Consider the following 23,957-nt stretch of genomic DNA (forward strand, 5'->3'; position numbering starts at 1 on the left):
CATGACAAAAATTATTAAATCGTGTATTTACATGTTCCTATTTACATGCATAGCAACCACCTATTCTCAAAGTTTTTCTAATGCTAATGAGTATTTAGATTTTGTAGGTGGTGAGCAACAAGAAATCACTAAAAACATGTGGAAATACACCAAAGCATTAGCACATAGTAAAAGTGACAGAAGTATAAACAACAAAAGAAAAAGCTTAATAAAAACTGTTGAAAATGCTATTTCAAAAATAGAAAAAGCCAATAGCTATGATGGAGACGAATACAAAAACCAGGTTTTAAACCACTTGCGTCTTAATGAAAGTCTTTTAAAACAAGATTACGCCAAAATAGTAGATATGAAAGAAGTTGCAAACCAATCGTATGATTTAATGGAAGCTTACATGATTGCTCAAGAAATGGCCGATAAAAAAATGCAAGAATCACAAGTAGAATACGAAAAAAACTTTTATGCTTTTGCCGCCAAACACAATATAAACATTATAGAAAACGAAACAGATTTAGGGAAGAAAATGCAAATCTCTAACAAGGTTTTTAAGCACTATAACAAGATGTACTTGGTCTATTTTAAGGTTTACATAAACGAAGTTTACCTGATGGATGCATTAAAGAAAAACGACGTGAGTGCAATACAACAAAATGCTAACGCTTTAAACCAAAGTGCAAATGAAGGTTTAGAAATACTTAAGTCTATTGAAACTTACAACAATGACAGCTCTATAATAGAAGCCACAAAAAAAACCTTTGACTTTTTCATAGAAGAATCAGAAAATAACATTCCTAAAATGGTAGATTTTTTAATACTGAATGAAGACTTTACCACTATAAAAAACACATTAGAAAAAACCCCAGAAAGAAAACGTACCAAAGAACAAATAGATACTTACAACAAAAAAGTAAAGGAGCTAAACAAAGGTGTTAAAGACTATAACAAAATCAACCAAGATTTAAACACAAAAAGACAAAACGTAATTAATAGTCTAAATGCAACAAATGACAATTTTTTAGCTAAACATATTCCAAACGACTAGCTTATTTTTTTAAATTTGTCAAAACTTAAAAATAATTAATGTAACATATGGGAAGAGCTTTTGAATTTCGCAAAGCAAGAAAAATGAAACGTTGGTCAGCCATGAGTAAGGCCTTTACTAGAATAGGTAAAGACATTGTAATGGCAGTAAAAGAAGGCGGTCCAGATCCAGATAGTAACTCCAGACTACGTGCGGTAATACAAAACGCCAAGTCAGTAAATATGCCTAAAGACAATATTGAACGTGCCATAAAACGTGCATCTGATAAAAGTCAAGGCGACTATAAAGAGGTTATATTTGAAGGTTATGCACCTCACGGTATTGCGATTTTAGTTGAAACAGCTACAGACAACAACACTAGAACAGTAGCAAACGTAAGAAGCTATTTTAATAAGTGTGATGGTAGTTTAGGAACATCTGGCTCTGTTGTTTTTATGTTTGACCATACATGTAACTTTAAAGTAAAAGGAGAAAATTTAGATTTAGAAGAACTTGAACTTGAGCTAATAGATTTTGGTGTTGAAGAAATTTTTGAAGACACAGATGAAGATGCTGATGGAAATGAAATAAACAGCGTAATGATTTATGCACCTTTTGAAAGTTTTGGTAAAATTCAAGCCTATCTAGAAGAAAATAATATTGATATATTATCTTCTGGTTTTGAACGTATTCCTCAAGTTACCAAAAAGCTAAATGAAGAACAAGTTGCTGATGTTGAAAAACTATTAGAAAAACTTGAAGAAGATGATGATGTACAAAATGTATATCACACTATGGAAGAAAGCACTGATGAATAATCATGATTTACAATCTATAAAAAAGGCGACCAAATGGTCGCCTTTTTATTTCAAATAAAATATTTATAATATACTACTCGGTATATAAATAAACTGATGAAGCTGCTGCTAATTGGTTATTTAAAGTTGGTGTTATATTACCACCTGTACCAATATTGTTGTAAGCAAGAATTCTTCCGCCACCATTACCAGCTTCTGCTATAAAAACAGTACCAGTAGATGCTTGATAAGCTACATCAACAGGATTTCCTAACATTGTAGAAGATCCTGAAACACGCACTTGTTCTGAAGCTGATAAAGTACCTCCATTACTAGTTGCATTAAACTTTGATGTAAAAGCAGTGATTACCTGGAAACCTCCATCATCATCATCAGTGTTTCCTGCATCACCTATGTCTGTAAGTATCATCGTATCTGATGAAGCATCATAGGTAATTCCATGTGTTCTTACAATGCCTTCAATAGTTATTCTTTTTGAAGCAGATAAACTAACATCGGCATCATTTGTTAGGAAATTAGTATACACAGCTAAATCTCCTGTAGTATCAACAACGGCATATAAATCATTTCCTTTAAAAGTTATACCCCAAAGTTTAATATCTGTTGTAATGGTATTTCTTAAAGTAAATGATGTGCCTGATTTTTCATAAATGTAAAGTCTTCCATCAGCAGTAAGCGGATTTCCGTCTGCATCAGCATTATCTGCTACTACATAAAAATTTCCATTTACAGCCACTTCTCTTGGGCTTTCCATGTCAGCACTTCCTGAAACATCAATATCAATTGATATTCCTGAATCATTAAGGGAAATGTCTAAAAAACCTTCTAGTCCTAAATTAGAACGAGATGCTTGCACCGCCATATCTGTAGAACTGTCATAGTAAATTCCATCTGCAGCTAATGATGTAGTAAGTAACGATTTTGAGGATACATTATCTAAATCTGTTACATTATAAATCATAATGTTGCCATCAGAATTGTTTGATGTATATAATTCTGAATTACTTGGTTCCTCTCCAGAAGGAACGACTATTGGTGTTGCATTGTCATCGTCACTACATGAAAAAAATACTAGTGATACCGATAAAGCTAATGTAAAAAATTTAACTGATTTTAATCGTTTCATAAATTGTAGGTTTTTTGTTATATGAATATTTACGAAACAACGAGTCTTGCGGTTTTATTTTTGTAGCTTTTTAACTATTTTTTAGCAAAATTGCTATTAATAATTTTGATTACATAAACATAATTGAAACTAATTGTTTTTTTACTATCTTCATCAGTAACAATATATAGTTTCATTCGTCTTAAAAAGAAAAAGCGTATTTATGCATCTTAAAAAAATATTATTCTGTCTATTTATTTCCTTTTTAATCTTTTCTCACAGTAGCTTTTCTCAAAATGTAAAAGGAAAAATCATAAACAACACAAACAATACACCAATACCTTATGCCACTATACAAATAGGCGAACATTATGGTGTTATATCAAACGAAGAAGGTAGCTTTACTATAGATACTGATGGATATAAGCCTTTAGATTCTGTACACATATCATGTTTAGGGTATGAAAAACTAGGGTTAGTTCTTGAAGATTTTTCATCTAAAGACTACTATTTAAGCGAACAAGTAAACGAACTTAATGAAGTATACCTTACAAACAGAACACTATCTGTAGACTCTGTTCTATACTATGTAAATAAAAACTTAACCAAGAACTACAAAAAAGAACTAGTAAACTACACGCTTTTCAGTAGGAAAACAGATTATATAAAAGGAAAAGATGTGAATTTTGAAATTGATAAATCTTCAAATTTTAATAAAAAACAGTTAGCGGCTTTCAATAAAGATTTTGACGCACTAGAATCTGCACTACTAAATAACAAATCAAAACAATACACTGATTTTGTTGGAAATTTCAATATTCTAAATAATGAAGAAGCCAAACTAAATGTAGAAAAAGCATTGAGATTACTGGATGAAAAAAACAATCAATCTCTTGAGAGTCTAGCTAATAGAGGACAAGAAATTGTTTCTAAACATTTAGACAAAAACAAGATTTATACATTAAAATCTGGGCTTTTTAAACTGTCTGACTCTGTAACGCTAAATGGCGGAAATAATAAAATGGAAGACACATTAAACTCTATTGGTTTAATTAAAAAAATCACTTTTGACATACTAAAACGTAATAGTTTTAACGAAAATTCAACATTAGATTTCATAACTGAAAACAAAAAATATGACTATGAAATTGAGGATATAACGTTTATAGGAACAGAAATGGTATATGTCATAGGTTTTAAACCAAGAAGAAGTTCTGTTGATTACGAAGGTAAAATATATGTCTCAAACGAAAGCTTTGCCATATTAAAAGCTGATTACCATTTTTACAAAGGACGTGTTGGCGAAAAGGTTAACCTTAAACTTCTATTAGGAATTAAATATGTAGAACAAAACAGAAAAGGTTCTGTAATTTTTAAGAAAGGACAAGACAATTACTACTACCCTAATTATATCACCGAACAAGTAGATAGATACTTTTATATAAGCAGACCTTTTAAGTTTATAGAAAACGATAATAAAAAAAATAAAGTCGCTTTTGATTTTATGGTTGAAGGTACTTTTAAAGAAAAAACGGAACTCCTTATATTATCACAAAAACCTATTACTACAGCTCAATATAATACCATAATAGAAAAAGAAAAAATAGAATACTTAACACCTAAACGCTATGATGAAAGCATCTGGGAAGATTATAACGTTTTAGCGCCACTTGAAGACATGAAGAATTTTAAAGTTGATTAATTAACCAATCGCTTTTCAACAATAAAAAAGCTACTGATTTTTTACAGTAGCTTTTAAATATTAGTAAATGTTTCTTTTTAGGGACAATAGTTTACTTTATGTTTCATTTACCAACCTACCTAAAATATTCAAAATGTATGCCAAAATTTTAGGAGTACTTGGCTACTTTTCCTTCAACACCTTCAAAAAAGTGTTTCATAAATTTAAAATCGGCTTCTTTATTATCTGTTGGATAAAATGGTTCTGATATATTGTTTTGTTTGTTTTTAAAATCTAACGTAAACATGATAATAGGAACATTGGCTGTTTTTGCTATGTAGTAAAAACCCGTTTTCCATTCATCTACTTTCTTCCTTGTTCCTTCAGGAGCTAAAGCTAGTCTAAACTCTTCTTTTGAATTAAATATACGAGCTATTGCTTCAACGTTGTTTTCTTTACTTTTTCTATTAATAGGTGCGCCACCTATACGTTTTAAGTACCAGCCTAATGGCCCAACAAATAGTTCTTTTTTTGCTATAAAATTAGATTTTATACCCACTACTTGACGCAGCAAAACACCAATATAAAAATCATGCCAGCTAGTATGTGGAACAGCTATTAGAACAGCTTTTTTCACGACATCTTTTGAAAAGTTTTTATTACCAACTACTTTCCAGCCTAATATTTTAAAATAAATAAACTTCGAGAGTTTACGCATATTACATTTTCTGGTAAAGTGATTTTAACTTCTCTCTTGTAATTGTTTTTTTCCAGTTTTTCCCTATTGCATTTTCCCAAAGAGGTTCAAGACTTAAAGCAACATCAATCATTATATCAAACTCGTCATCTGATAAGTTTGCACAAATTCCTTGTGGTAATTGAATATCGTGTTTTTCTTTCATTTGCTTAAAAAGAGCAACACCATCTGGATAATATTCTTCTAAATGATCAAAAACAATACAGTTACCAATACCGTGTTTTGTTCCTAATAGATAGCCTAGTCCGTAACTCATAGCATGCGCCACACCTACTTGAGAGTAAGCGATACTCATACCTCCATGCCAACTAGCCATCATAAGTTTATCTTGAGACTCTTCTTTAGACAGTGTATCACTTAAAAATATTTCTTTACACAACTCAAAAGCCTTTTCTCCGTATGATTTACTAAAAGCATTTAAATAAGTTCCGTTAAGAGATTCTATACAATGTACATAACAATCCATACCTGTGTAAAACCATTGATCTTTAGGAACATTGGCTGTGAGTTCAGGGTCTAAAATAACTTGATCAAATGGTGTGTAATCACTATTAATTCCTAATTTTCTTTCAGGACCAGTTAAAATAGTAGTTCTAGAAACTTCTGCTCCTGTTCCTGAAATTGTAGGAACGCCTAAATGATAAATTGCGGGTTTTTTTACTAAATCCCAACCTTGGTAATCTTCAGATTTACCCTCGTTTGTAAGCATAATAGAAACAGCTTTGGCTATATCTAAAAGACAGCCACCTCCTATTCCTATAATACCTGAAGGCATTTCTTTTTGGGTAAGTATAATTTCTTCTACCAATGCATCTATTTGTGATGTTTTTGGTTCTTGATCTGAAGACACATAAATTACCTTATCGTTGTATGATAACGGAATACGTGATGTTAACCAGGCATTTCCTTTAAAAACTTCATCAACATAAAATATAAATGGTGCTTTTGTATTTAATCTTTTAGGTTCTAAAATATCTCCTAATTGATTAAAACTGCCTCGTCCAAACATAATTTTGGACACCATTGGAAAATTCTTGTAATTCATTGATTTATTTCTAATTCAAAAATATCGTTTTCTACTTAATTATTTCGGGCAACTCTAACAAGCTTTTGATTGTATGATATTGCCTAGTTTTATACACATTTTCATGTACTTGCTCGTGTTGCCAAGTAATATGAAACGGTATATGAATAGCCTTGGCTTTTATATTTAATAAAGGTAACACATCTGACTTTAATGAGTTACCTATCATTAAAAATTCTGAAGGCTTTATATCTAAATGGTTTAAAAGCTTTGAGTAATTAGCTTCTTGCTTATCACTTAAAACTTCAATATGATGAAAATAGTCTAACAACCCAGACTTTTCTAATTTTCTTTCTTGGTCTAACAAATCTCCTTTTGTTACTACTATTAATCTAAAGGATCTTGACAACTTTTTTAATACAGTCTCAACACCTTCAAGCAGTTCAACTGGTTTATTTATCATACTTTTTCCAATATCTAAAATCTCTTTTATTGTGTCATTTGATATTGTATGATTTGATAAATCTAAAGCTATTTCAACCATAGATAAAACAAATCCCTTTATTCCGTATCCATAAGTTGGTAAGTTTTTCATCACCATTTTAAATAACTCTTGATCTATTTTATTTGGTGTTTCAAAACGACTTAACAGCTTTGTAAATGCTTCTTCTGCCTCTCTAAAATAGGTTTCATTAACCCATAATGTATCATCAGCATCAAAACCTATAACCTTTATGTTAGAATAGTCTATTTCCAAAGTTTTTTTGCTCTTTCTAAATCTTCAGGTGTATCTATTTCTACACCTTGAACATTTGTTTCTACCATTTTTATTTTCTTACTATATTCTAAATAGCGTATACATTCTATTTTTTCTGATGCTTCTAATGATAGCATTGGCAATCTATAAAAGTCTAACAAAGCGTTTTTTCTGAAAGCATAAACACCTTTGTGTTTAAAGTACTTTACGTTTACCTCTTTATCTCTAGGGTAAGGAATTGGGCTTCTTGAAAAATATAATGCAAAGTTATCTTTGTCTGTAATTACCTTTACGGTATTTGGGTTTTTTATTTCATCATCATCAGTAATATGCACCATCAATGAAGCTAAATCTACTTCTTTTTCTGGGTCTTCTTTAAAAATCTGTATAAGCTTTTTTAGAGACGCTACTTCTGTAAATGGTTCATCTCCTTGCACATTAACAACAATATCTACATCCATGAACTCTACAGCTTCTGCTATTCTATCACTACCACAATCGTGCTGCTTAATACTCATTATAGCTTTACCACCATTGTTGACTATTTCATTAAAAATAATATCACTATCAGTAACAACAAAAACATCATCAAATAAGTTTGTTTTTACTGTTGCTTCGTAGGTTCTTAATATTACCGATTTTCCTTCAAGGTCTTGCATAAGTTTACCTGGAAATCGAGATGCACTATATCGTGCAGGTATCATGGATATAGTTTTCATAAAAAATGATATAAATTATCGTTTCAAAAATAAGGTTTTAAATGCTCTTTTATATGATGTATTTGTTTTTTTTCTTTTTATTCTTCATTGAAAAATTCATCTTTAAAACCAATAAGATACAATTTTTCTTTTGCTCTTGTAACTGCTGTATATAGCCATCTTAAATAATCTTTTGTAATACCGTCTGGTAAGTATGGTTGCTCAACAAAAACAGTGTTCCATTGACCTCCTTGTGATTTATGACATGTTATTGCATATGAAAATTTCACTTGTAATGCATTGAAGTATTTGTTGTTTTTTACTTTCATAAATTTCTTGTAGTTACTACTTTCATTAGCATAATCCTTCATGACTTCTTGATAAAGTCTATTAGAGTCTTCGTAAGGTAACGATGGTGTTTCAGCTTTTATGGTATCTAGTAATAAAACGGTTTCAAAAGGTCTCATTTTAGGATAGTCTACCATTTTTACTTTAACTTCTGCAAAACGAAAGCCATATAACTCGATGATATTAAATATTTCAAGAATCTCAATGATATCTCCATTGGCTATAAAACCGGCTTCTGTTGTTGGTTTTATCCAGAAGTAATTGTTTTTTACAACCATTAAATAATCACCAGCTGTTAACTCATGATCATTAAATAAAATTCTACTACGAATTTGTTCGTTATAAAGGTTGGCTCGTTTATTACTTCTTACTATTATCGCTGTTTCTTCATTTCCTAAATTACTGTAAGCATCATTAATTGCTTCCATAATTTCGTGTCCGTCTATTAGTCTTACAATATCTGTAAAGCCTTTTAGGTTAAATTGAAAAGAATCAAAGAATTCATCAGATAAAGCTTCTCGTAGTTGTGTTGCGTTTACTAAAATGCCTGAATCCTGTTCTTGTCTTACCACTTGGTCTAGCTCCATTTTAGCTACATCTTTATTATAATTAAGTGATAATGTGCGTTCGCTTAAGGCTGGACTTAAATCTAGTTTTACAGGTGGCAATTGGGCTGTATCACCAATAAGTAATAATTTACAACGATGGCCGGAATATACATACTGCATTAAATCATCAAGCAACGAGCCGTTTTCAAACAATTTAGATTCACCTGGTGTATCTGGTATCATAGATGCTTCATCAACAATAAATATTGTATCTTTATGCTTATTAGGTTGCAAAACAAACTTAACGCCGCCGTTCTTCTCTTTTCTTGGAAAATAGATTTTCTTATGAATTGTAAAAGCCTCTTTACCAGAATAATTAGAGATGACTTTTGCAGCTCTTCCTGTAGGCGCCATTAATACGGCACTTTTTTTAGCTTTCCATAGATTCGTTACAATAGTTCCTATAATTGTTGTCTTTCCTGTTCCTGCATATCCTTTTAAAACATATAAGGCTTTTGGATCTGTGCTAAAAATAAATTCAGATAATTGTAAAAGCACAATATCTTGTTTTTGTGTTGGTGAAAACGGAAAACGCTGTTTTATAAGGGTGTAAAATTCTGATGGAGTCATTAAGGCTGTTGAAATATTATATTTTCTCAAATATAGGAATGATTTTTACTCATATAAGCTTTTACGATTAAAAAAAAATTGTAGATTTGCGTATAACCATATTTAATTTTAATTAAAAAACTATGTTAAATATTATTCTTGCAGTAGTTGCTGTAATAGTCGTGACAATTGGTCTAGTTTGGCTTGTTGATAAATTTGTACCTTCAAAACTTAAACCTGTTCTAATTATAGCCCTTTGGGTTTTAATAGGGTTTTTAGGGTATCAAACTTTTATGTCTGTTTACAAGCCTATTCAATTTAATAAAATTAAAGAAAAACGCTATGCTGCTGTAATAGAACGCTTAATTGATATAAGAGATGCACAATTAGCTCATAGAGAAGTAACGGGTGTATTTGCACCAAATTTTGAAAATTTAGTAAAATTTATTGATACAGCACAATACACAATTACACAGCGTAGAGACTCTACTGTAATTGATGAAGAGTTAACAAAACGTTACGGTGGTGTAGAAACTACTAAAGAAATTACTATAATTGACACTTTAGGACATGTATCAGTAAAAGATTCTTTATTTAAAACGTCTACACGTTACAAAACAATGATGAATATTCCCGGTTTAGATGGTAAAAAGTTTGAAATGCAAGCAGGAAGTTTAGATCAAGACGATGTTAAAATCCCTGTTTTTGAAGCAAGCGTTAAAAAAGCTGTTCTTTTAGCTGATCAAGATCAAGATTTAGTAGCTCAAGAAAATGAAGTTATTTCTGTAGACGGTGTTAACGGAGATGCTATTAGAGTTGGATCTATGACCGAAGTAAAAACCAATGGTAATTGGCCTAAAACTTATGGAGATAGCGAATAAGCCAAAACATACATTAACTAACCTAGATTTGTCCATTCAAATAAGTTTGAATGGACTTTCTTTTTGTGTATTACACAAACCTACCAATACAATTACCTTTTTAAAGCATATTGACACAGACAAAAAAGTAACTCCTTTCAAAATATTAGATTTACTTAAACACGCTTTTGTCTCTGAAACCATGCTACAAAACACATTTAATAATGTCACTGTTGTACACGTTAACGAGCTATCTACTTTTGTACCTAAAGAGTTATTTAATGAAGAACTGCTAGCTGACTACTTAAAATTTAATGCTAAAATATTAAAGTCTGATTATATAACTTTTGATACACTATCAAACAACAACAGTGTAAATGTTTATGTACCCTTTGTAAATATAAACAACTACTTGTACGAGCGTTTTGGTGAATTTTCATATAAACACGTTTCAACAGTTTTAGTAGAAAAACTCCTTGAAGCACCTACAGAAAAACAACCTAAATTATATATACACGTAAGTAAATTTCACTACGAAATTGTAATCATTGAAAATGGGCAACTTATACTTTACAATACCTTTGAATATAACACACAAGAAGATTTTATATATTATATCCTTTTTATAATAGAACAATTAAACCTAAATCCGGAATCAGTTGAAACTATATTATTAGGAAATATTGTAAAAGATGACAACTATTACAATATCCTATATAAGTATATCAGACATGTAAGCTTTGGTAGCAAACAACACTTGTATAGCTTTAAAACGCAGCCAGATTTAGATTATTCAGACTTTACTTTAATACACAGTTTATAATGCGCATTATTTCAGGAGAATACAAAGGCAGAAAAATTACAGCACCAAAAAAACTTCCTGTAAGGCCAACGACAGATATGGCCAAAGAAGCCTTATTCAACATTATAAACAATCAGTATTATTTTGATAGCATAACGGTATTAGATCTTTTTTCTGGAACCGGAAACATAAGTTACGAGTTTGCCTCAAGAGGCACACAGCAAATTACATGTGTAGACCAAGATTATGGCTGTATAAAGTTCATAAACGAAACCGCTAAAAGCTTTAACATGCCATTACAAACAATAAAGAGTGATGTTTTTAAATTTTTAGAAAAAACAACACAAAAAGCAACCATTATCTTTGCTGATCCGCCTTATGATTTTTCATTAGAGCTGTTTGCTAAAATACCAGAACTAGTTTTTAATAATGATTTGCTGGAAGCCCAAGGTACTTTAATTGTAGAACATTCAAAACACACAGACTTATCATCATTAAAGAACTATAGCTACTCAAAAAGTTATGGCGGTAACATGTTTAGTTTCTTTGAAATAGAAGAAAACACAACATTAGAAGAAGAATAAAAAAAGCAGATCTATAAGCCGAATTCTGTCCGAGAGTGTTTACCATTCTCGGCCTTATCATTTATCTGAATGTACTGTTGCCAGCACACTTTAGCTGCCTACCCTCCAACAATCGCACGTGCAGCACTCAAACGTTGGTATACATGACATTGCACCATATAGAGTTTACCTGATTTCACTACAGCATTACCTGTACATACTTTCTGTTGCACTTTTCCTAGCCTCACGACTGGTGGCTGTTAACCACTATATTTGCACTATGGTGTTCGGACTTTCCTCCATTCGCTAAAAAGCGAACAGCGATAAGGCGATCTGCTTGTCGGCAAAAGTACGTAAATTGTTAATAAATACTATTAAATTATGACGTTTGAATTCTAATTTATGATTGGAATTTTTAACTTTGTTACATTAACAATTTTCAATGGAACATTTCGTAGTATCTGCAAGAAAATACAGACCTCAAACATTTAAAGATGTTGTGGGACAACAAGCTATTACTAATACGCTACTAAATGCTATTGAAAACAATCATCTAGCTCAAGCTTTACTTTTTTGCGGACCTCGTGGTGTTGGAAAAACTACATGTGCCCGTATTTTAGCAAAAATGATAAACAGCGATGGTAATGAAAACGAAAATGAAGATTTTGCTTTTAACATTTTTGAGCTTGATGCCGCTTCAAACAATTCAGTTGATGATATTAGAAATTTAACTGATCAAGTTAGAATTCCGCCACAAGTAGGTAAATACAAAGTATATATCATTGATGAGGTTCATATGCTCTCTCAAGCAGCTTTTAATGCATTCTTAAAAACCCTTGAAGAGCCACCAAAACACTGTATTTTTATTTTAGCAACAACTGAAAAGCATAAAATAATTCCTACTATTTTATCTCGTTGTCAGATATTTGATTTTAAGCGTATCACTATAAAAGACGCTAAAGAATACCTAAAATATATTGCTGAAGAACAAGGTATCACTGCCGAAGATGATGCACTCCATATTATAGCTCAAAAAGCTGATGGTGCCATGCGTGATGCACTTTCTATATTTGATCGTGTAGTAAGTTTTTCTGGGAAAAATCTAACCAGACAAGCCGTAACCGAAAACTTAAATGTTTTAGATTACGAAACATATTTTACAAGCACTGATTTTATTCTAGAAAACAAAATCCCTGAATTATTAATTCAGTTTAATGAAATACTTGCAAACGGTTTTGACGGACATCATTATATAGCTGGTTTAGCCTCTCACTTTAGAGACTTATTAGTTTGCCAAAATCAAGAAACCATTCAACTTCTTGACGTTGGTGATGACACTAAAGAAAAATATCTTTTACAGTCAAAAAAGGCTTCACAAGCATTTTTACTTCAAGGAATAGAGCTCGCAAATGATTGTGACTTAAAGTATAAAACCAGCAAAAATCAACGACTTCTCGTTGAATTATGCCTTATGCAACTTGCCTCTATCACTTTTGATGGAGAAAAAAAAAATAGCAAAAACTACATAATTCCGGCTAGTTACTTTAAAAAGAAAGGTATTACACCTATTCCTGTAACAGTACCAAAAAACAGAAAAAACACTAATTCAGCTGCTACAAATACATCTCAAACACAAAAAAAGCAAGATGTAGCAAAACCTGAAGATAAACCTAAAACAAGTTTAACTTCTGCATTAAAAAATCGTACTTCGGGATTATCATTAAAAAGTATAAAGGCAAAAAAGGCGCATCAAATAAAACAAATGGATGTTGTTATAGATGAAGAAGATTTGCCTACAGATGATTTTTCTGAAGAGCAGCTTATAAAAGCTTGGTCTACCTTTGTAAAATCAATAGAAAAAAGAGGGCAATACAACCTTGCTTCTATTCTATCTATTGACACCCCAAAAGTACAAGGCACAACAATTCATTTAGAATTTCCTAATGCTACCAACAAAGTTGAAGTAGAACGACAGCAACATGATTTACTTATGTTTATAAGAAAAGAATTGAATAATTATGATATTCACTTAAGCATTACAGTAAATGAAACATTAGAAAAGAAATACGCCTATACAACTATGGAAAAATTTGAAAAACTAAAAGAAAAAAATCCATTGATTGATACCTTACGTAAAACTTTTGATTTAGATTTATAATGATGAAATCACTCTTATCAATATCATTTTTAATGCTTATGGTTCTTTTTGCAAGCTGCGATGGTAGAGACCGTATGCGTAAAACATCAAAGGAAGTACTACAAGAAAGTAAGTTACTTGATTCTTTTTCTGAAAACACAACCTATTTTCCAGAATCATACTCTGAAACTGTTACCGATACCATTTTAAGCAACGGAACCAAAGTAAGCATAAAAGCATACTCTGATATGCAAAACAGTGTTTTAAACACATTCAAATCTGACACTATAAATTTTAAGCATTATTACAGAGATTTTATAGCAGATGTTTCTATTACAACTAACAGCAAGAAAACCTTAAATTATACTATAGATAAATCGTTTTTAAAAAAACACGATACGTTATCTAAAGTTGACAATACTTTTTATAAAAACGCTATCATAACATCTATCTCACTTGCACAATACGATTCTTTATCTACTAATAAAACCACATTGATTATTAGTTTATGCAAGCCAGAGACTGATAATTGCTCAACATACAAAATGCTTGTTGATCAAAATGGCGAACTAGAATTAAAACCTCAAGATTTATAAGTAATTTTTTCAAACCATGCTAGGACTAAAACTACCAACAGATCCACGTTGGGTAAATATTGTAGAGAAAAATATAGAAGATATTTTAACTGATCATGCTTATTGTGAGCAAAAAGCCGCAAGTACAGCCATATCACTTATGGTTAGCTTCCCAGAATATACTGATTTAGTTAAAGAAATGATTGCGCTTGTTAAAGAAGAAATCAGTCATTTTAAAATGGTACATGATAAAATTTTAGAACGTGGTTGGGTTTTAGGACGAGATAGAAAAGATGATTATGTAAACGCCTTATTAAAATTCTTTCCAAAAGGCGGTAGTAGAACAACACAGATGGTACACAGGTTGCTTTATGCTGCATTAATTGAGGCTAGAAGTTGTGAACGTTTTAGATTATTATCAGAAAAATTACAAGACAAAGAACTTGCTGAATTTTACCGAAAACTTATGGTAAGTGAAGCCAATCATTATACAATGTTTTTAGGTTTTGCGAGACAATATGGTGACCGAAAAGAGGTTGATGAAAAATGGCAACAATTACTTGATTTTGAAGCAGAAATAATGAAAGATTTAAGTAAGAAAGAGACAATTCATGGCTAGTAAATTGAACTAAATAAAAAAACTCCGATACTTAAAAAGCATCGGAGTTTTTTTATAGAGTAATTTATAATCTTGGAGTTAGATTTTTATACCTATACCAAATTGAATGTTTGTATTTGTAGCTTCTCCCATTGGGTTGTTATCATCTAAAATATTACTTAAACCGTAAGAATATCTAGCATCGATAAAAATTTCATCAGTAATCATAAACTCTAAACCTCCAATTCCTGAAAAGCCAAAGTTTTTATAACCATCATTGAACTCATGAATTTTTACTCCAACCATTGGTCCTGCTCCAATAGATAATCTATTACCTATTTTAAATTTTACTAATATTGGTGCTTGAATATAATCAACACGTAAATCTCTATCTTTTGCTCCTTCAGCAGAATATTGAATTTCTGGTGCTAAAGCTATTGATGATGATAAATCGTACTCGGCAAAGAACCCAATTGCGAAACCGTTTCTATGCTTGTTTTCAAAAGTTGCATCCGGATCAAAATCTAAATTTGAAACGTTTAATCCCGCTCTAACTCCGTAACTTTGTGAAAACGAATAGCTTGTTGTTATTACAAGTGCTAAAAAAAGTAATATTTTTTTCATAATTATAGTTTAATGTAGATTTAATTATTTGGTTATAATTAGCTAATATAAATTAATTTAATAAATATATTATAATAAAAGGACAAACTGCGTATTTTTTACTGTGTATTACTTGACACTGTATCATAATAAATACTCTTAATAATACCGTCTGCCAATCCTATTTTGGGAACAAATATATCTTTAGCTCCACTCCATTTCATTGCAGAAAGGTAAATTCTAGTTGCTGGTATTATTACATCAGCTCTATCTTGATTTAAGTCTAGCTCTGTAATGCGCTCTTCATAAGAGTAAGATTGAAGCATATTATAATAGGACGTTAAATAAAAGTAGGTTAATGGTTTTCCCAACGATTTACCTGAAATTTTAAATATTTTATTGATATTTCCCCCAGATCCTAAAACATCTATTTTTTCATATTGTTTGGTGTTTTCTTTTATCCAAACTTCTAATTCATCCCAAGTTTCCTTTTTTACAATATCGTTAAGCAATCTTACAGTACCTATTTTAAAAGATCTTGAAGTAATTGTGTTTCCGTTATGAATTACTGTAAACTCAGTACTTCCGCCTCCTACATCAACATAAAGATATGTTTTGTTTTTGTCTATATAGGTATTTAAATCTGTTGCTGCTATTATTGCTGCTTCTTCTTCGCCTCCTATGATATCTATTTTAATATCTGTTTCGTTTAAAACTAGCTCTGATAATTTATTTCCGTTACTAGCTTCTCGCATTGCTGATGTTGCACATGCTTTATATTTTTCAACATTATGAGACTTCATAAGCAGTTTAAAAGCCTGCATGGTATCTAGCATACGCTGTTGATTGTGTTTTGATATTTTTTGTTTTAAAAACACATCAGCTCCAAGACGAATAGGCACTCTTACTAATGAACTTTTTTTAAATCTTACGGGTTTTCCTTTTTCTTCAATGATGTTTGCTATGAGCAATCTTACGGCATTAGATCCTATATCAATAGCTGCATATTTCTTTATTGAAAGCATATAAATTAATTGTTTAGCTTTTTTAAGTAATAGTCATATATAGCAAATTGTGCTCTAATATTACTTTTTTGTTTTGGCTTATATTGATTGGTTTGCGAATCATTTAGCACTCTGGCTTTTACAGTATCGCTCCAACAAATATTAAAAATATCAATAAGCTCTTGTTTTATATTTTCGTCATAAATAGGACAACTTACTTCTACTCTATTATCTATGTTTCTTGTCATCCAATCTGCTGATGATATATAAACTTTTGGATTATTATCGTTTCCAAATATATAAAGTCTTGTGTGCTCTAAAAACTTATCGACAATACTTATAACTTCTATATTCTCACTCATACCCGGAATACCAGGAATTAAACAGCAAATTCCTCTTACTATCATTTGTACTTTAACGCCGGCTCTACTTGCTTCGTACAGTTTATCTACCATTTTAAAGCTTGAGATACTATTCATTTTTAAACGAATATAACCTTCTTTTCCTGCTTTTACATTTTCTATCTCTTTGTTTATGAGTTTAAATAAAGATGATTGTGTGTAATGAGGTGATGTAATGATGTGTTTGTAACGATATATCTTGTAGTTTGTTTCAAAGAAATTAAACACTTTATTTACATCTTTTAATATTTTTTGGTTTGATGTAAATAATGTAAAATCTGTATAAATTTTTGCTGTTGATTCGTTAAAGTTTCCGGTGCTTATAAAACCGTATCGTTTTAATTTATCATCTTCTTCACGTTCTATAACGCACATCTTACTGTGCACTTTTAGACCTTGAACTCCAAATATTAGGTTTACGCCTTCGTTTTCCATTTGTTCAGCATAATCAATATTTGCTTGTTCGTCAAAACGGGCTTGAATTTCTATAGAAACCGTTACTTTTTTACCATTTTTAGCCGCATTAATTAATGAACTTGCTACGTGAGATATTTGTGCCAACCTATAAATGGTTATTTTTATTGTTTTTACAGATGGGTCTAAAGCAGCTTCTCTTAAAAACTTAACAACGTAAGAAAAGGTATGATACGGTGTGTGTATCATATAATCTTTATCTGCTATGGTTTTAAATATACTTTCTTCTAGGCTTAAGCCTTTTACTTCTAAAGCTTGAATTTTACTATACAGTAAATCTGTACGTCCAAGACTTGGGAAATCCATGTAATCACGTCTGTTATGATAACGGCCTCCTGGAATTATACTATCTGTTGAGTCTATCCCCATTTTGTCCATCAAAAACAAAAGTGTTTCCTTGTCTATCGTTTTATCATAAACAAAACGAACAGGCTCTCCTATTTGTCTGTGCTTTACACTATCTGAAATTTTTTCTATAAAACTTTTACTTAAATCACTTTCTAAATCTAACTCACCGTCTCGAGTTATCTTTATCATATGCGCATTTATATTAGTATAGTTAAAAATGCTGAATATGTCATTTAAGCAATAGCGAAGTAAATCGTCTAGCATCATGATGTAGTTTTTGCCATCTTTTTCTGGCAGTACCACAAAACGATCCATAGATTTAGATATTTCTATTAGTGCATATTGAGCTTCTTTATTATTTAAACTCATTTTTACAGCTAAATAAGCCGCACTATCTTTAAGGTTAGGAAGCTCTACTAAATCATTAAGGATGATTGTTACTAAAGCTGGACTAACTTTCTGAATGAAGTAATTTTTAATAAACTTATGATGCGCATCATCTACCTGTAATTCATTAATAATAAAAATACCTTCACTTTCTAGCTTTTTGTGTATTTTACTTAATACTTTTAAGCTGTGACTTTGTTGTTTTATAACTATTTGGGTGATAATATCAAGTAGTTCGTTAGCTTTTAGAACACCTAATTCGCTTTTCCCTCCTTTTCCTGCCTCTACAATACGCTTTACAGTAGCATAACGAACCTTAAAAAATTCATCTAAATTATTAGAGAAAATTCCTAAAAAACGTAGTCTTTCAATTAATGGGACCGATTCATCTTCGGCTTCCTGTAATACGCGTGCATTAAATTGTAACCAACTAACTTCTCTATTAATATATCTGTTGCTTTTATCTACTTTATTCATTAAAATAAATTTTATACAAATATATCCTATTAAACAATATGTGTATGATTAAGTTTACTTTAAATCTCTTGGAAACAAAACATAGTCTGTAATGCCTTTACTTAAATCTTGCCAATGATTTGTATTGAAGTTTATAACTACCAATCCGCTAGTTGGTACATTATCTATATGTTTATCGCCATATGTATTAACAAATGATGTTATTGCATGATTGTGACCAAATAACATTAATGTGTTTATCTCATCGCTACAAGATTTTATTACGTTGAGTAATAATTCTCCAGAAAAATCATATAATTCATGCAGTAACTGACATTTGTTTTCAGGAAAGTTCAGAGCTTCTTTAAAAATTTTTGCAGTGTATTTAGCACGATAGGCATCACTAGAAAATATAATATCAGGTTTGTAGTTTAAATTTTTAAACGTATTTGAAATTAATTTTGCATCATCTATACCGCGATCTAATAAGGGTCTTTCATGGTCTATTACATTTTCTTTCCATGAGGATTTAGCATGCCTTATGAGTATTAATTTTTTCATATCGCTTCGATTAAATACCATTTTTATCGATAAAATGTTGTTTATTGTCGTTTATTAACTTACTTTGCAATCAAATTTTAAAAACCATATAACACAAAGCAAGTAAGTAATGAGGTAAAAATAGTTTATTTTTTGTTTAAAACTCAATAAGATAGGTCGTTTAATTATAAAATATAACCGATTAAATGATGAGCATTCTCATTTAATCGAATTTATCTGTGATTTAACATTTTTTTTTGATTGAGTTGTTTTATCGCTATTTATTTGTCTTGTAAGCTATTAATCAAAATGAATCCCAAGTCACAAATTTTTCTTAATCCATTATGCATTGACTTTCAATGCGTTTCCCTCAACAAAAGAACATAATGTAAAGAATTATGAAGGTATTTTTTATGCCGTGACCTAACACATACATAATGTGTCATAATAATTAAAGTTTACGAAAAAGTATTAATTATAGTTATAAATTTTTTTAATAAAACTAATTATGAAACTTAAAATTGGCCCTACATTTTCAAATGTTTTATTTTATTGTGCCTTCATGCTATTATTTACAGGGTATAGCTTTGCACAACAAAACCCAATATACAGATTAACTGATGATAATACGCAAGCACAAGGCCGTTCTGCACAAGTGATCGCTAATTACCCTGAAGATTTATTATTTAATTTAGAATCATCAATTTACATAAAAAACAATGCGGTTTTAAACACGTATGGTAGTACGGCTCCTAAAGTTATAAAAGTTAAAGATTCTCAATCTCTTAACTTTTTATATACATATAATGAGCTTTATAATGAAGTAGAAATGATTACAATAAACTTAAAATCCTTGAGTGATTTATCATCACCTTTTGATGTTGACTCTATTCGTGGTTTTAGTCATCTTAAATATATTTACTTAAAATGCGAATTTCCTATAAGTGAAAGTCAAATTCGTGCATTTATTCAAAATGCAGATACAGAAATAAGCATATTCTATAAAAACATAAACCGTTCATAAGAGGTATTGTATTAGCTTAATTAAAAGTTATAAAAAATGAAAAAATTATACGCTTCAAAAAATAAAACCTATAAATATCAAATACAGTTATTTTTAGCAGTTTTTGCTTTATTATCTGTTTCTTTTTATAGTTATAGTCAGGTTAGAGTTGACTTTGAACCTCGAGCTTCAATATACTCACCAAGCAAAACCATTTATAATGTAAAAGGTGATTTTACCATGATGGGAAACACAAACCTTACATTAGTAAATTATGGTAATAACACCAATAATGGTGGTAATGACATGAGATATGTTGATGTTGATAATGATCCTAATACATTAAACTCATCTTCAGCTACACTACAATTTTCTACTGAAAATGGAGCCATCCCTGAATGTTCAAACATTGTTTATGCTGGATTATACTGGAGTGGTAGAGCAGGTTCAAGCAATACTTTTACAGTCTCAAAAAACATCAATACTGGAAACACAACAACACAACAAGTTACTACAGGTTATACAGTTTATAGTGCGTATAGTATACCTAATACAAACTACACATTAAATGTTACAAACCAAGGTAGTGGTCAATACAGGTTTAGATTTTCATCTTCTGGAGCTGGAGATACAGTTGATTTTATTTATAGAACTTCTGGTTGGAATGAAACAGTTCATGTTTCAGTAAATAATGGCCCAGAGCAAGCTATTTCTACATCTTATATTGATGATAACAATGCCTATCTTAATTCTGATTATCAAATATTTTCAGACTCAAATTATACATTATCTGTAGACAGACTACGCCTACAAGGATATGACAGAGCTTATGTAGACGTTACATATAACGAAACTATACCTGAAACAATTTTAGTAACAAAAAATTATGATAAGCGTAAAATATCTATAAAAGGTCCAAACGCAACAAGTTACACTCAACTTACAGCTGCAAATAACGAAATATATTACCCAAATGGTGTAGATGATAATATGTATTCTGCCTATACTGAAATTACAGATTATGTAAGAACTAACGGAGTTGGAGAGTACTTTCTTGCTGACATGGCATTAAGAGAAGGTGATCCTGATGGAACTGGTTATTATGGCGGCTGGGGAATGGTTGTTGTTTATGAAAACACAAAAATGAAATGGAGAGATGTAACCGTATTTGATGGACATGCTTACGTAGTTTCTTCTAACAACAGCTCATATATTATAGATGTTGATGGGTTTAACTCAACACAAAGCGGTGACGTGAACGTGAAACTAGGAATGATGGCTGGTGAAGGTGATGTTGGCTTTACAGGTGATACATTTCAAATTGAAAATAGAAATTCTGGAAACTACACATCATTGAGCCACGCTGGAAACTCAACAGGAAACTTCTTTAATTCATCTGTTTCTACTGGTGGAAACCCAAGAAATCCACAACTACAAAACAATACGGGAATAGATATTAGTATGTTTACCATTAATAATACAGGAAATGCTATTATTAATAATAACCAAACATCTACATCTTTTAGGTATTTTACTGACGGAGATACCTACTCTATCTACAATGTAACATTTTCTGTAGATGCTTACATTCCAGAATCTGAAGGTGTTTTAGCGACTACATCAATTAATGGAAACCCTGTAGGATCTCAACAATTAGTTGTAGAGCCTGGAGACGAAATTGAATATGGTGTACAAATTAAAAATAAAGGAACAGAAGCTATAGAAGATTCAAGACTCGTTATTCCTATTCCTTTTACTTCAAACTATGTATTATCTAGTATAACTTTTAATGAGTATCATAGCTTATTTGCTGCTAACCAACCATATTTTGACCCTAATGAAGGAGCAACAGGTGCTATTGTATGGGATATTGATTATTTACCACTAAATAGTGCCGATCTTGAAATGGTACTTGCTGATATTTCTTTCAAATTGAAAGCAACAGAAGATTGTTCAATTTTAGTCAACAATAACTGTACACCAAAAATTGTGATTTTAGGTGGTTATATATCTGGTACTGGTGTTATTTCTGGAATAGACTACTCTCTACCACTTATACAAGGGTATCAGCAAAACGGTGTATGCCAAGGAGAACCTAATACAGAACCTATAGAAATTAACATTGATTCTGAACAATATATTTTAGATAATTGTACTGGCGTATCTATTCAAAGAGACTTTTTCTATTGTAGCTTTGACGGAAATTCAATTCCTGTTTCACAATTACAAGCGAATTTTCCTCCAGGATCATTGTTTTATGATTCTTACCCTATTACGCCTTCAACAACACAATACACATCTTCAAACCCATTTCCTGCGACTTTGGGAGTATCTACATATTACGCAATTCCTCCTGGAAATTCTACCTGTAATTATATATTTACTATTGAAGTTAATGATATTGAAACAACGCCTACCACTAGTAATGTAGCATATTGCTTAAACGAAACAGCAAGCCCACTAACCGCTACAACTACAGATACAGATTACATACTATTATATTACACAGATAATGACCCTAATACTGTTGGTCAATCGTCAATAACGCCTTCTACAAATACTGCTGGAACTTTTACATATTATGTCTCTGAAGGTCCAAGCAATACTTGTCACGGAGATCGTGTACCAGTAACTGTAACTGTTTATGATCCAATTTCAATCTCTTTAGAAGAGCAAATAAATGAATCTTGTGAAAATAATAATTCAGGTGCTATTAACATAAATGTCACAGGTGGTTCTGGTAATTATACCTTTGATTGGGATAATAACGGAGCAGAAGATCCTGATTCTGATACAGAAGACTTAACGGGTCTTGCTGCTGGAACTTATACGATAACTGTTAGTGATGCTAATTCTAACTGCTCTGCAACAGAAAGCTTTACTATTACAACTGAAGATAACACAGCTCCAGTAATTACAGTTCCTGAAGATATAACTGTTGAAGGTTGCTCTACTGCTGATATTCTTAATGGTAACCTAACAGCTTTACCATATAGCGAAACTACGGTGGTAATTACTGTACAACAATTCACTAGTGAAAACGGAACTTATACTGAAGATAGTGTTGCACAAATAACCTATCAAGATGAGGCATCTCAATCTTGTCCTATTATTGTTAAAAGAAATTTTACAATAACTGATAATTGTGGTCTTTCTGATAGTGGTATTCAAAATATAACAATACAAACACCTAGTTTTTCAATCACAGAACCTAATGGCAGCTTATCTGTAGCTTGTATTGATGATGCTACTGAAACCTTTACAATGCCAACTATTACAGATCATTGTGGAAACACGCTTACACCATCTGCTGCTGTAGTTACAGATAGTCCTGACCCAATAACTTGTGATGGAACTAGAACATACGCATATACATATACTGACTGTACAAATACTCAACAAACATGGTCGTTTGTTTACACTATTGAAGTAGAAGACTTTACTGCTCCTGCTCCAACTTCTGATACTGTTGCTTGTTACGATAATATCGTTTTACCTACATTACCTACGGTAACTGATAACTGCGGAAATACTTTAACACCATCTGCTGTAGTTGAATCTACTTCACCTGATTGTGAAGGCGATATCACTTACACTTGGACTTATACAGATTGTGAAGGTAACACACACGATTACGTACACACAGTAACTATTGAAGTAGAAGACTTTACTGCTCCTGCTCCAACTTCTGATACTGTTGCTTGTTACGACAATATCGTTTTACCTACATTACCTACGGTAACTGATAACTGCGGAAATACTTTAACGCCGTCTGCTGTAGTTGAATCTACTTCACCTGATTGTGAAGGCGATATCACTTACACTTGGACTTATACAGATTGT

Annotated in this window: 21 protein-coding genes and 1 other RNA gene; 11 read left to right on the top strand and 11 right to left on the bottom strand. The window is 31.2% G+C overall.

The genetic code is table 11. The annotated features are described in order from the left end of the window. The first annotated feature begins 1 nt into the window (after position 1). Both ABD690_RS11390 and ABD690_RS11395 read left to right on the top strand, forming a co-directional pair. A complete protein-coding gene (locus ABD690_RS11390) occupies positions 2-1,039 on the top strand; it encodes a hypothetical protein (protein WP_344730669.1) in 1,038 nt (345 codons plus the stop codon). A gap of 47 nt (positions 1,040-1,086) precedes the next feature. Beyond that, positions 1,087-1,836: a YebC/PmpR family DNA-binding transcriptional regulator gene (locus ABD690_RS11395; RefSeq protein WP_344730671.1), complete on the top strand. Its 750-nt coding sequence runs from the start codon at positions 1,087-1,089 to the stop codon at positions 1,834-1,836. A 73-nt stretch (positions 1,837-1,909) separates the two neighbouring features. Here ABD690_RS11395 and ABD690_RS11400 read toward each other — a convergent pair whose 3' ends face one another. Beyond that, the gene (locus tag ABD690_RS11400) at positions 1,910-2,962 is read right to left on the bottom strand and encodes a hypothetical protein (protein ID WP_344730673.1); all 1,053 of its coding nucleotides are present in this window, start codon (positions 2,960-2,962) and stop codon (positions 1,910-1,912) included. 202 nt (positions 2,963-3,164) lie between these two features. On the opposite strand from ABD690_RS11400, the gene ABD690_RS11405 reads away from it, so the two are divergent. Then, positions 3,165-4,643, top strand: coding sequence for a carboxypeptidase-like regulatory domain-containing protein (locus ABD690_RS11405; protein WP_344730676.1), 1,479 nt, complete (start codon positions 3,165-3,167; stop codon positions 4,641-4,643). A gap of 148 nt (positions 4,644-4,791) precedes the next feature. On the opposite strand, the gene ABD690_RS11410 is transcribed toward ABD690_RS11405, so the two are convergent. The 5 genes from ABD690_RS11410 to ABD690_RS11430 form a co-directional block, all read right to left on the bottom strand. Next, positions 4,792-5,340 carry a 1-acyl-sn-glycerol-3-phosphate acyltransferase gene (locus ABD690_RS11410; RefSeq protein WP_344730678.1) on the bottom strand — a complete coding sequence of 183 codons (549 nt, stop codon included), beginning with the start codon at positions 5,338-5,340 and terminating at the stop codon, positions 4,792-4,794. Position 5,341: 1 nt separating this feature from the next. Continuing rightward, entirely contained in the window at positions 5,342-6,424 is a 1,083-nt protein-coding gene (locus tag ABD690_RS11415) for an iron-containing alcohol dehydrogenase family protein (protein WP_344730680.1), read from the bottom strand. 31 nt (positions 6,425-6,455) lie between these two features. Beyond that, positions 6,456-7,160, bottom strand: coding sequence for an HAD family hydrolase (locus ABD690_RS11420; protein WP_344730682.1), 705 nt, complete (start codon positions 7,158-7,160; stop codon positions 6,456-6,458). Further along, entirely contained in the window at positions 7,151-7,879 is a 729-nt protein-coding gene (kdsB, locus tag ABD690_RS11425) for a 3-deoxy-manno-octulosonate cytidylyltransferase (protein ID WP_344730684.1), read from the bottom strand. Before kdsB ends, ABD690_RS11420 begins: the two co-directional genes overlap by 10 nt. 77 nt (positions 7,880-7,956) lie before the next feature. Beyond that, positions 7,957-9,384, bottom strand: coding sequence for an ATP-dependent DNA helicase (locus ABD690_RS11430; protein ID WP_344730714.1), 1,428 nt, complete (start codon positions 9,382-9,384; stop codon positions 7,957-7,959). A gap of 122 nt (positions 9,385-9,506) precedes the next feature. Between ABD690_RS11430 and ABD690_RS11435 the strand changes: the two genes are divergently transcribed. The 3 genes from ABD690_RS11435 to ABD690_RS11445 are packed head-to-tail and all read left to right on the top strand — an operon-like array spanning position 9,507 to position 11,609. Beyond that, a complete protein-coding gene (locus ABD690_RS11435) occupies positions 9,507-10,244 on the top strand; it encodes a hypothetical protein (protein ID WP_344730686.1) in 738 nt (245 codons plus the stop codon). Further along, positions 10,228-11,046, top strand: coding sequence for a DUF3822 family protein (locus ABD690_RS11440; protein WP_344730688.1), 819 nt, complete (start codon positions 10,228-10,230; stop codon positions 11,044-11,046). Before ABD690_RS11435 ends, ABD690_RS11440 begins: the two co-directional genes overlap by 17 nt. Then, positions 11,046-11,609, top strand: a complete 564-nt coding sequence (locus ABD690_RS11445) for an RsmD family RNA methyltransferase (protein WP_344730690.1) — start codon at positions 11,046-11,048, stop codon at positions 11,607-11,609. The genes ABD690_RS11440 and ABD690_RS11445 overlap by 1 nt, the downstream gene beginning before the upstream one ends. Here ABD690_RS11445 and rnpB read toward each other — a convergent pair. Then, positions 11,608-11,928: RNase P RNA component class A (gene rnpB / locus ABD690_RS11450), an RNA gene on the bottom strand. The genes ABD690_RS11445 and rnpB overlap by 2 nt on opposite strands. A gap of 102 nt (positions 11,929-12,030) precedes the next feature. Between rnpB and dnaX the strand changes: the two genes are divergently transcribed. Genes dnaX through ABD690_RS11465 form a run of 3 tightly spaced genes read left to right on the top strand, consistent with a single transcriptional unit; the run spans position 12,031 to position 14,919 of the window. After that, a complete protein-coding gene (dnaX, locus tag ABD690_RS11455; protein WP_344730692.1) occupies positions 12,031-13,746 on the top strand; it encodes a DNA polymerase III subunit gamma/tau in 1,716 nt (571 codons plus the stop codon). 2 nt (positions 13,747-13,748) lie between these two features. Further along, positions 13,749-14,321, top strand: coding sequence for a hypothetical protein (locus tag ABD690_RS11460; protein WP_344730694.1), 573 nt, complete (start codon positions 13,749-13,751; stop codon positions 14,319-14,321). Between the two features lie 16 nt (positions 14,322-14,337). Next, positions 14,338-14,919: a MiaE family protein gene (locus ABD690_RS11465; RefSeq protein ID WP_344730696.1), complete on the top strand. Its 582-nt coding sequence runs from the start codon at positions 14,338-14,340 to the stop codon at positions 14,917-14,919. A gap of 78 nt (positions 14,920-14,997) precedes the next feature. On the opposite strand, the gene ABD690_RS11470 is transcribed toward ABD690_RS11465, so the two are convergent. The 4 genes from ABD690_RS11470 to ABD690_RS11485 form a co-directional block, all read right to left on the bottom strand. Next, positions 14,998-15,522 carry a porin family protein gene (locus ABD690_RS11470; RefSeq protein ID WP_344730698.1) on the bottom strand — a complete coding sequence of 175 codons (525 nt, stop codon included), beginning with the start codon at positions 15,520-15,522 and terminating at the stop codon, positions 14,998-15,000. Between the two features lie 98 nt (positions 15,523-15,620). Beyond that, complete coding sequence (locus ABD690_RS11475) at positions 15,621-16,526, bottom strand: Ppx/GppA phosphatase family protein (RefSeq protein ID WP_344730700.1); 906 nt, start codon at positions 16,524-16,526, stop codon at positions 15,621-15,623. A gap of 5 nt (positions 16,527-16,531) precedes the next feature. After that, complete coding sequence (gene ppk1 / locus ABD690_RS11480) at positions 16,532-18,592, bottom strand: polyphosphate kinase 1 (RefSeq protein ID WP_344730702.1); 2,061 nt, start codon at positions 18,590-18,592, stop codon at positions 16,532-16,534. A 54-nt stretch (positions 18,593-18,646) separates the two neighbouring features. After that, positions 18,647-19,132, bottom strand: a complete 486-nt coding sequence (locus tag ABD690_RS11485; RefSeq protein ID WP_344730704.1) for a SixA phosphatase family protein — start codon at positions 19,130-19,132, stop codon at positions 18,647-18,649. Positions 19,133-19,619: 487 nt separating this feature from the next. On the opposite strand from ABD690_RS11485, the gene ABD690_RS11490 reads away from it, so the two are divergent. Then, positions 19,620-20,135 (top strand): hypothetical protein, encoded by a 516-nt coding sequence (locus ABD690_RS11490; protein WP_344730706.1) that lies wholly within the window; start codon positions 19,620-19,622, stop codon positions 20,133-20,135. A 36-nt stretch (positions 20,136-20,171) separates the two neighbouring features. Next, a partial coding sequence (locus ABD690_RS11495; RefSeq protein WP_344730708.1) for an HYR-like domain-containing protein occupies positions 20,172-23,957 on the top strand: 3,786 nt, incomplete at its 3' end.

This window comes from Corallibacter vietnamensis, assembly GCF_039537875.1.
Classification (GTDB): domain Bacteria; phylum Bacteroidota; class Bacteroidia; order Flavobacteriales; family Flavobacteriaceae; genus Corallibacter; species Corallibacter vietnamensis.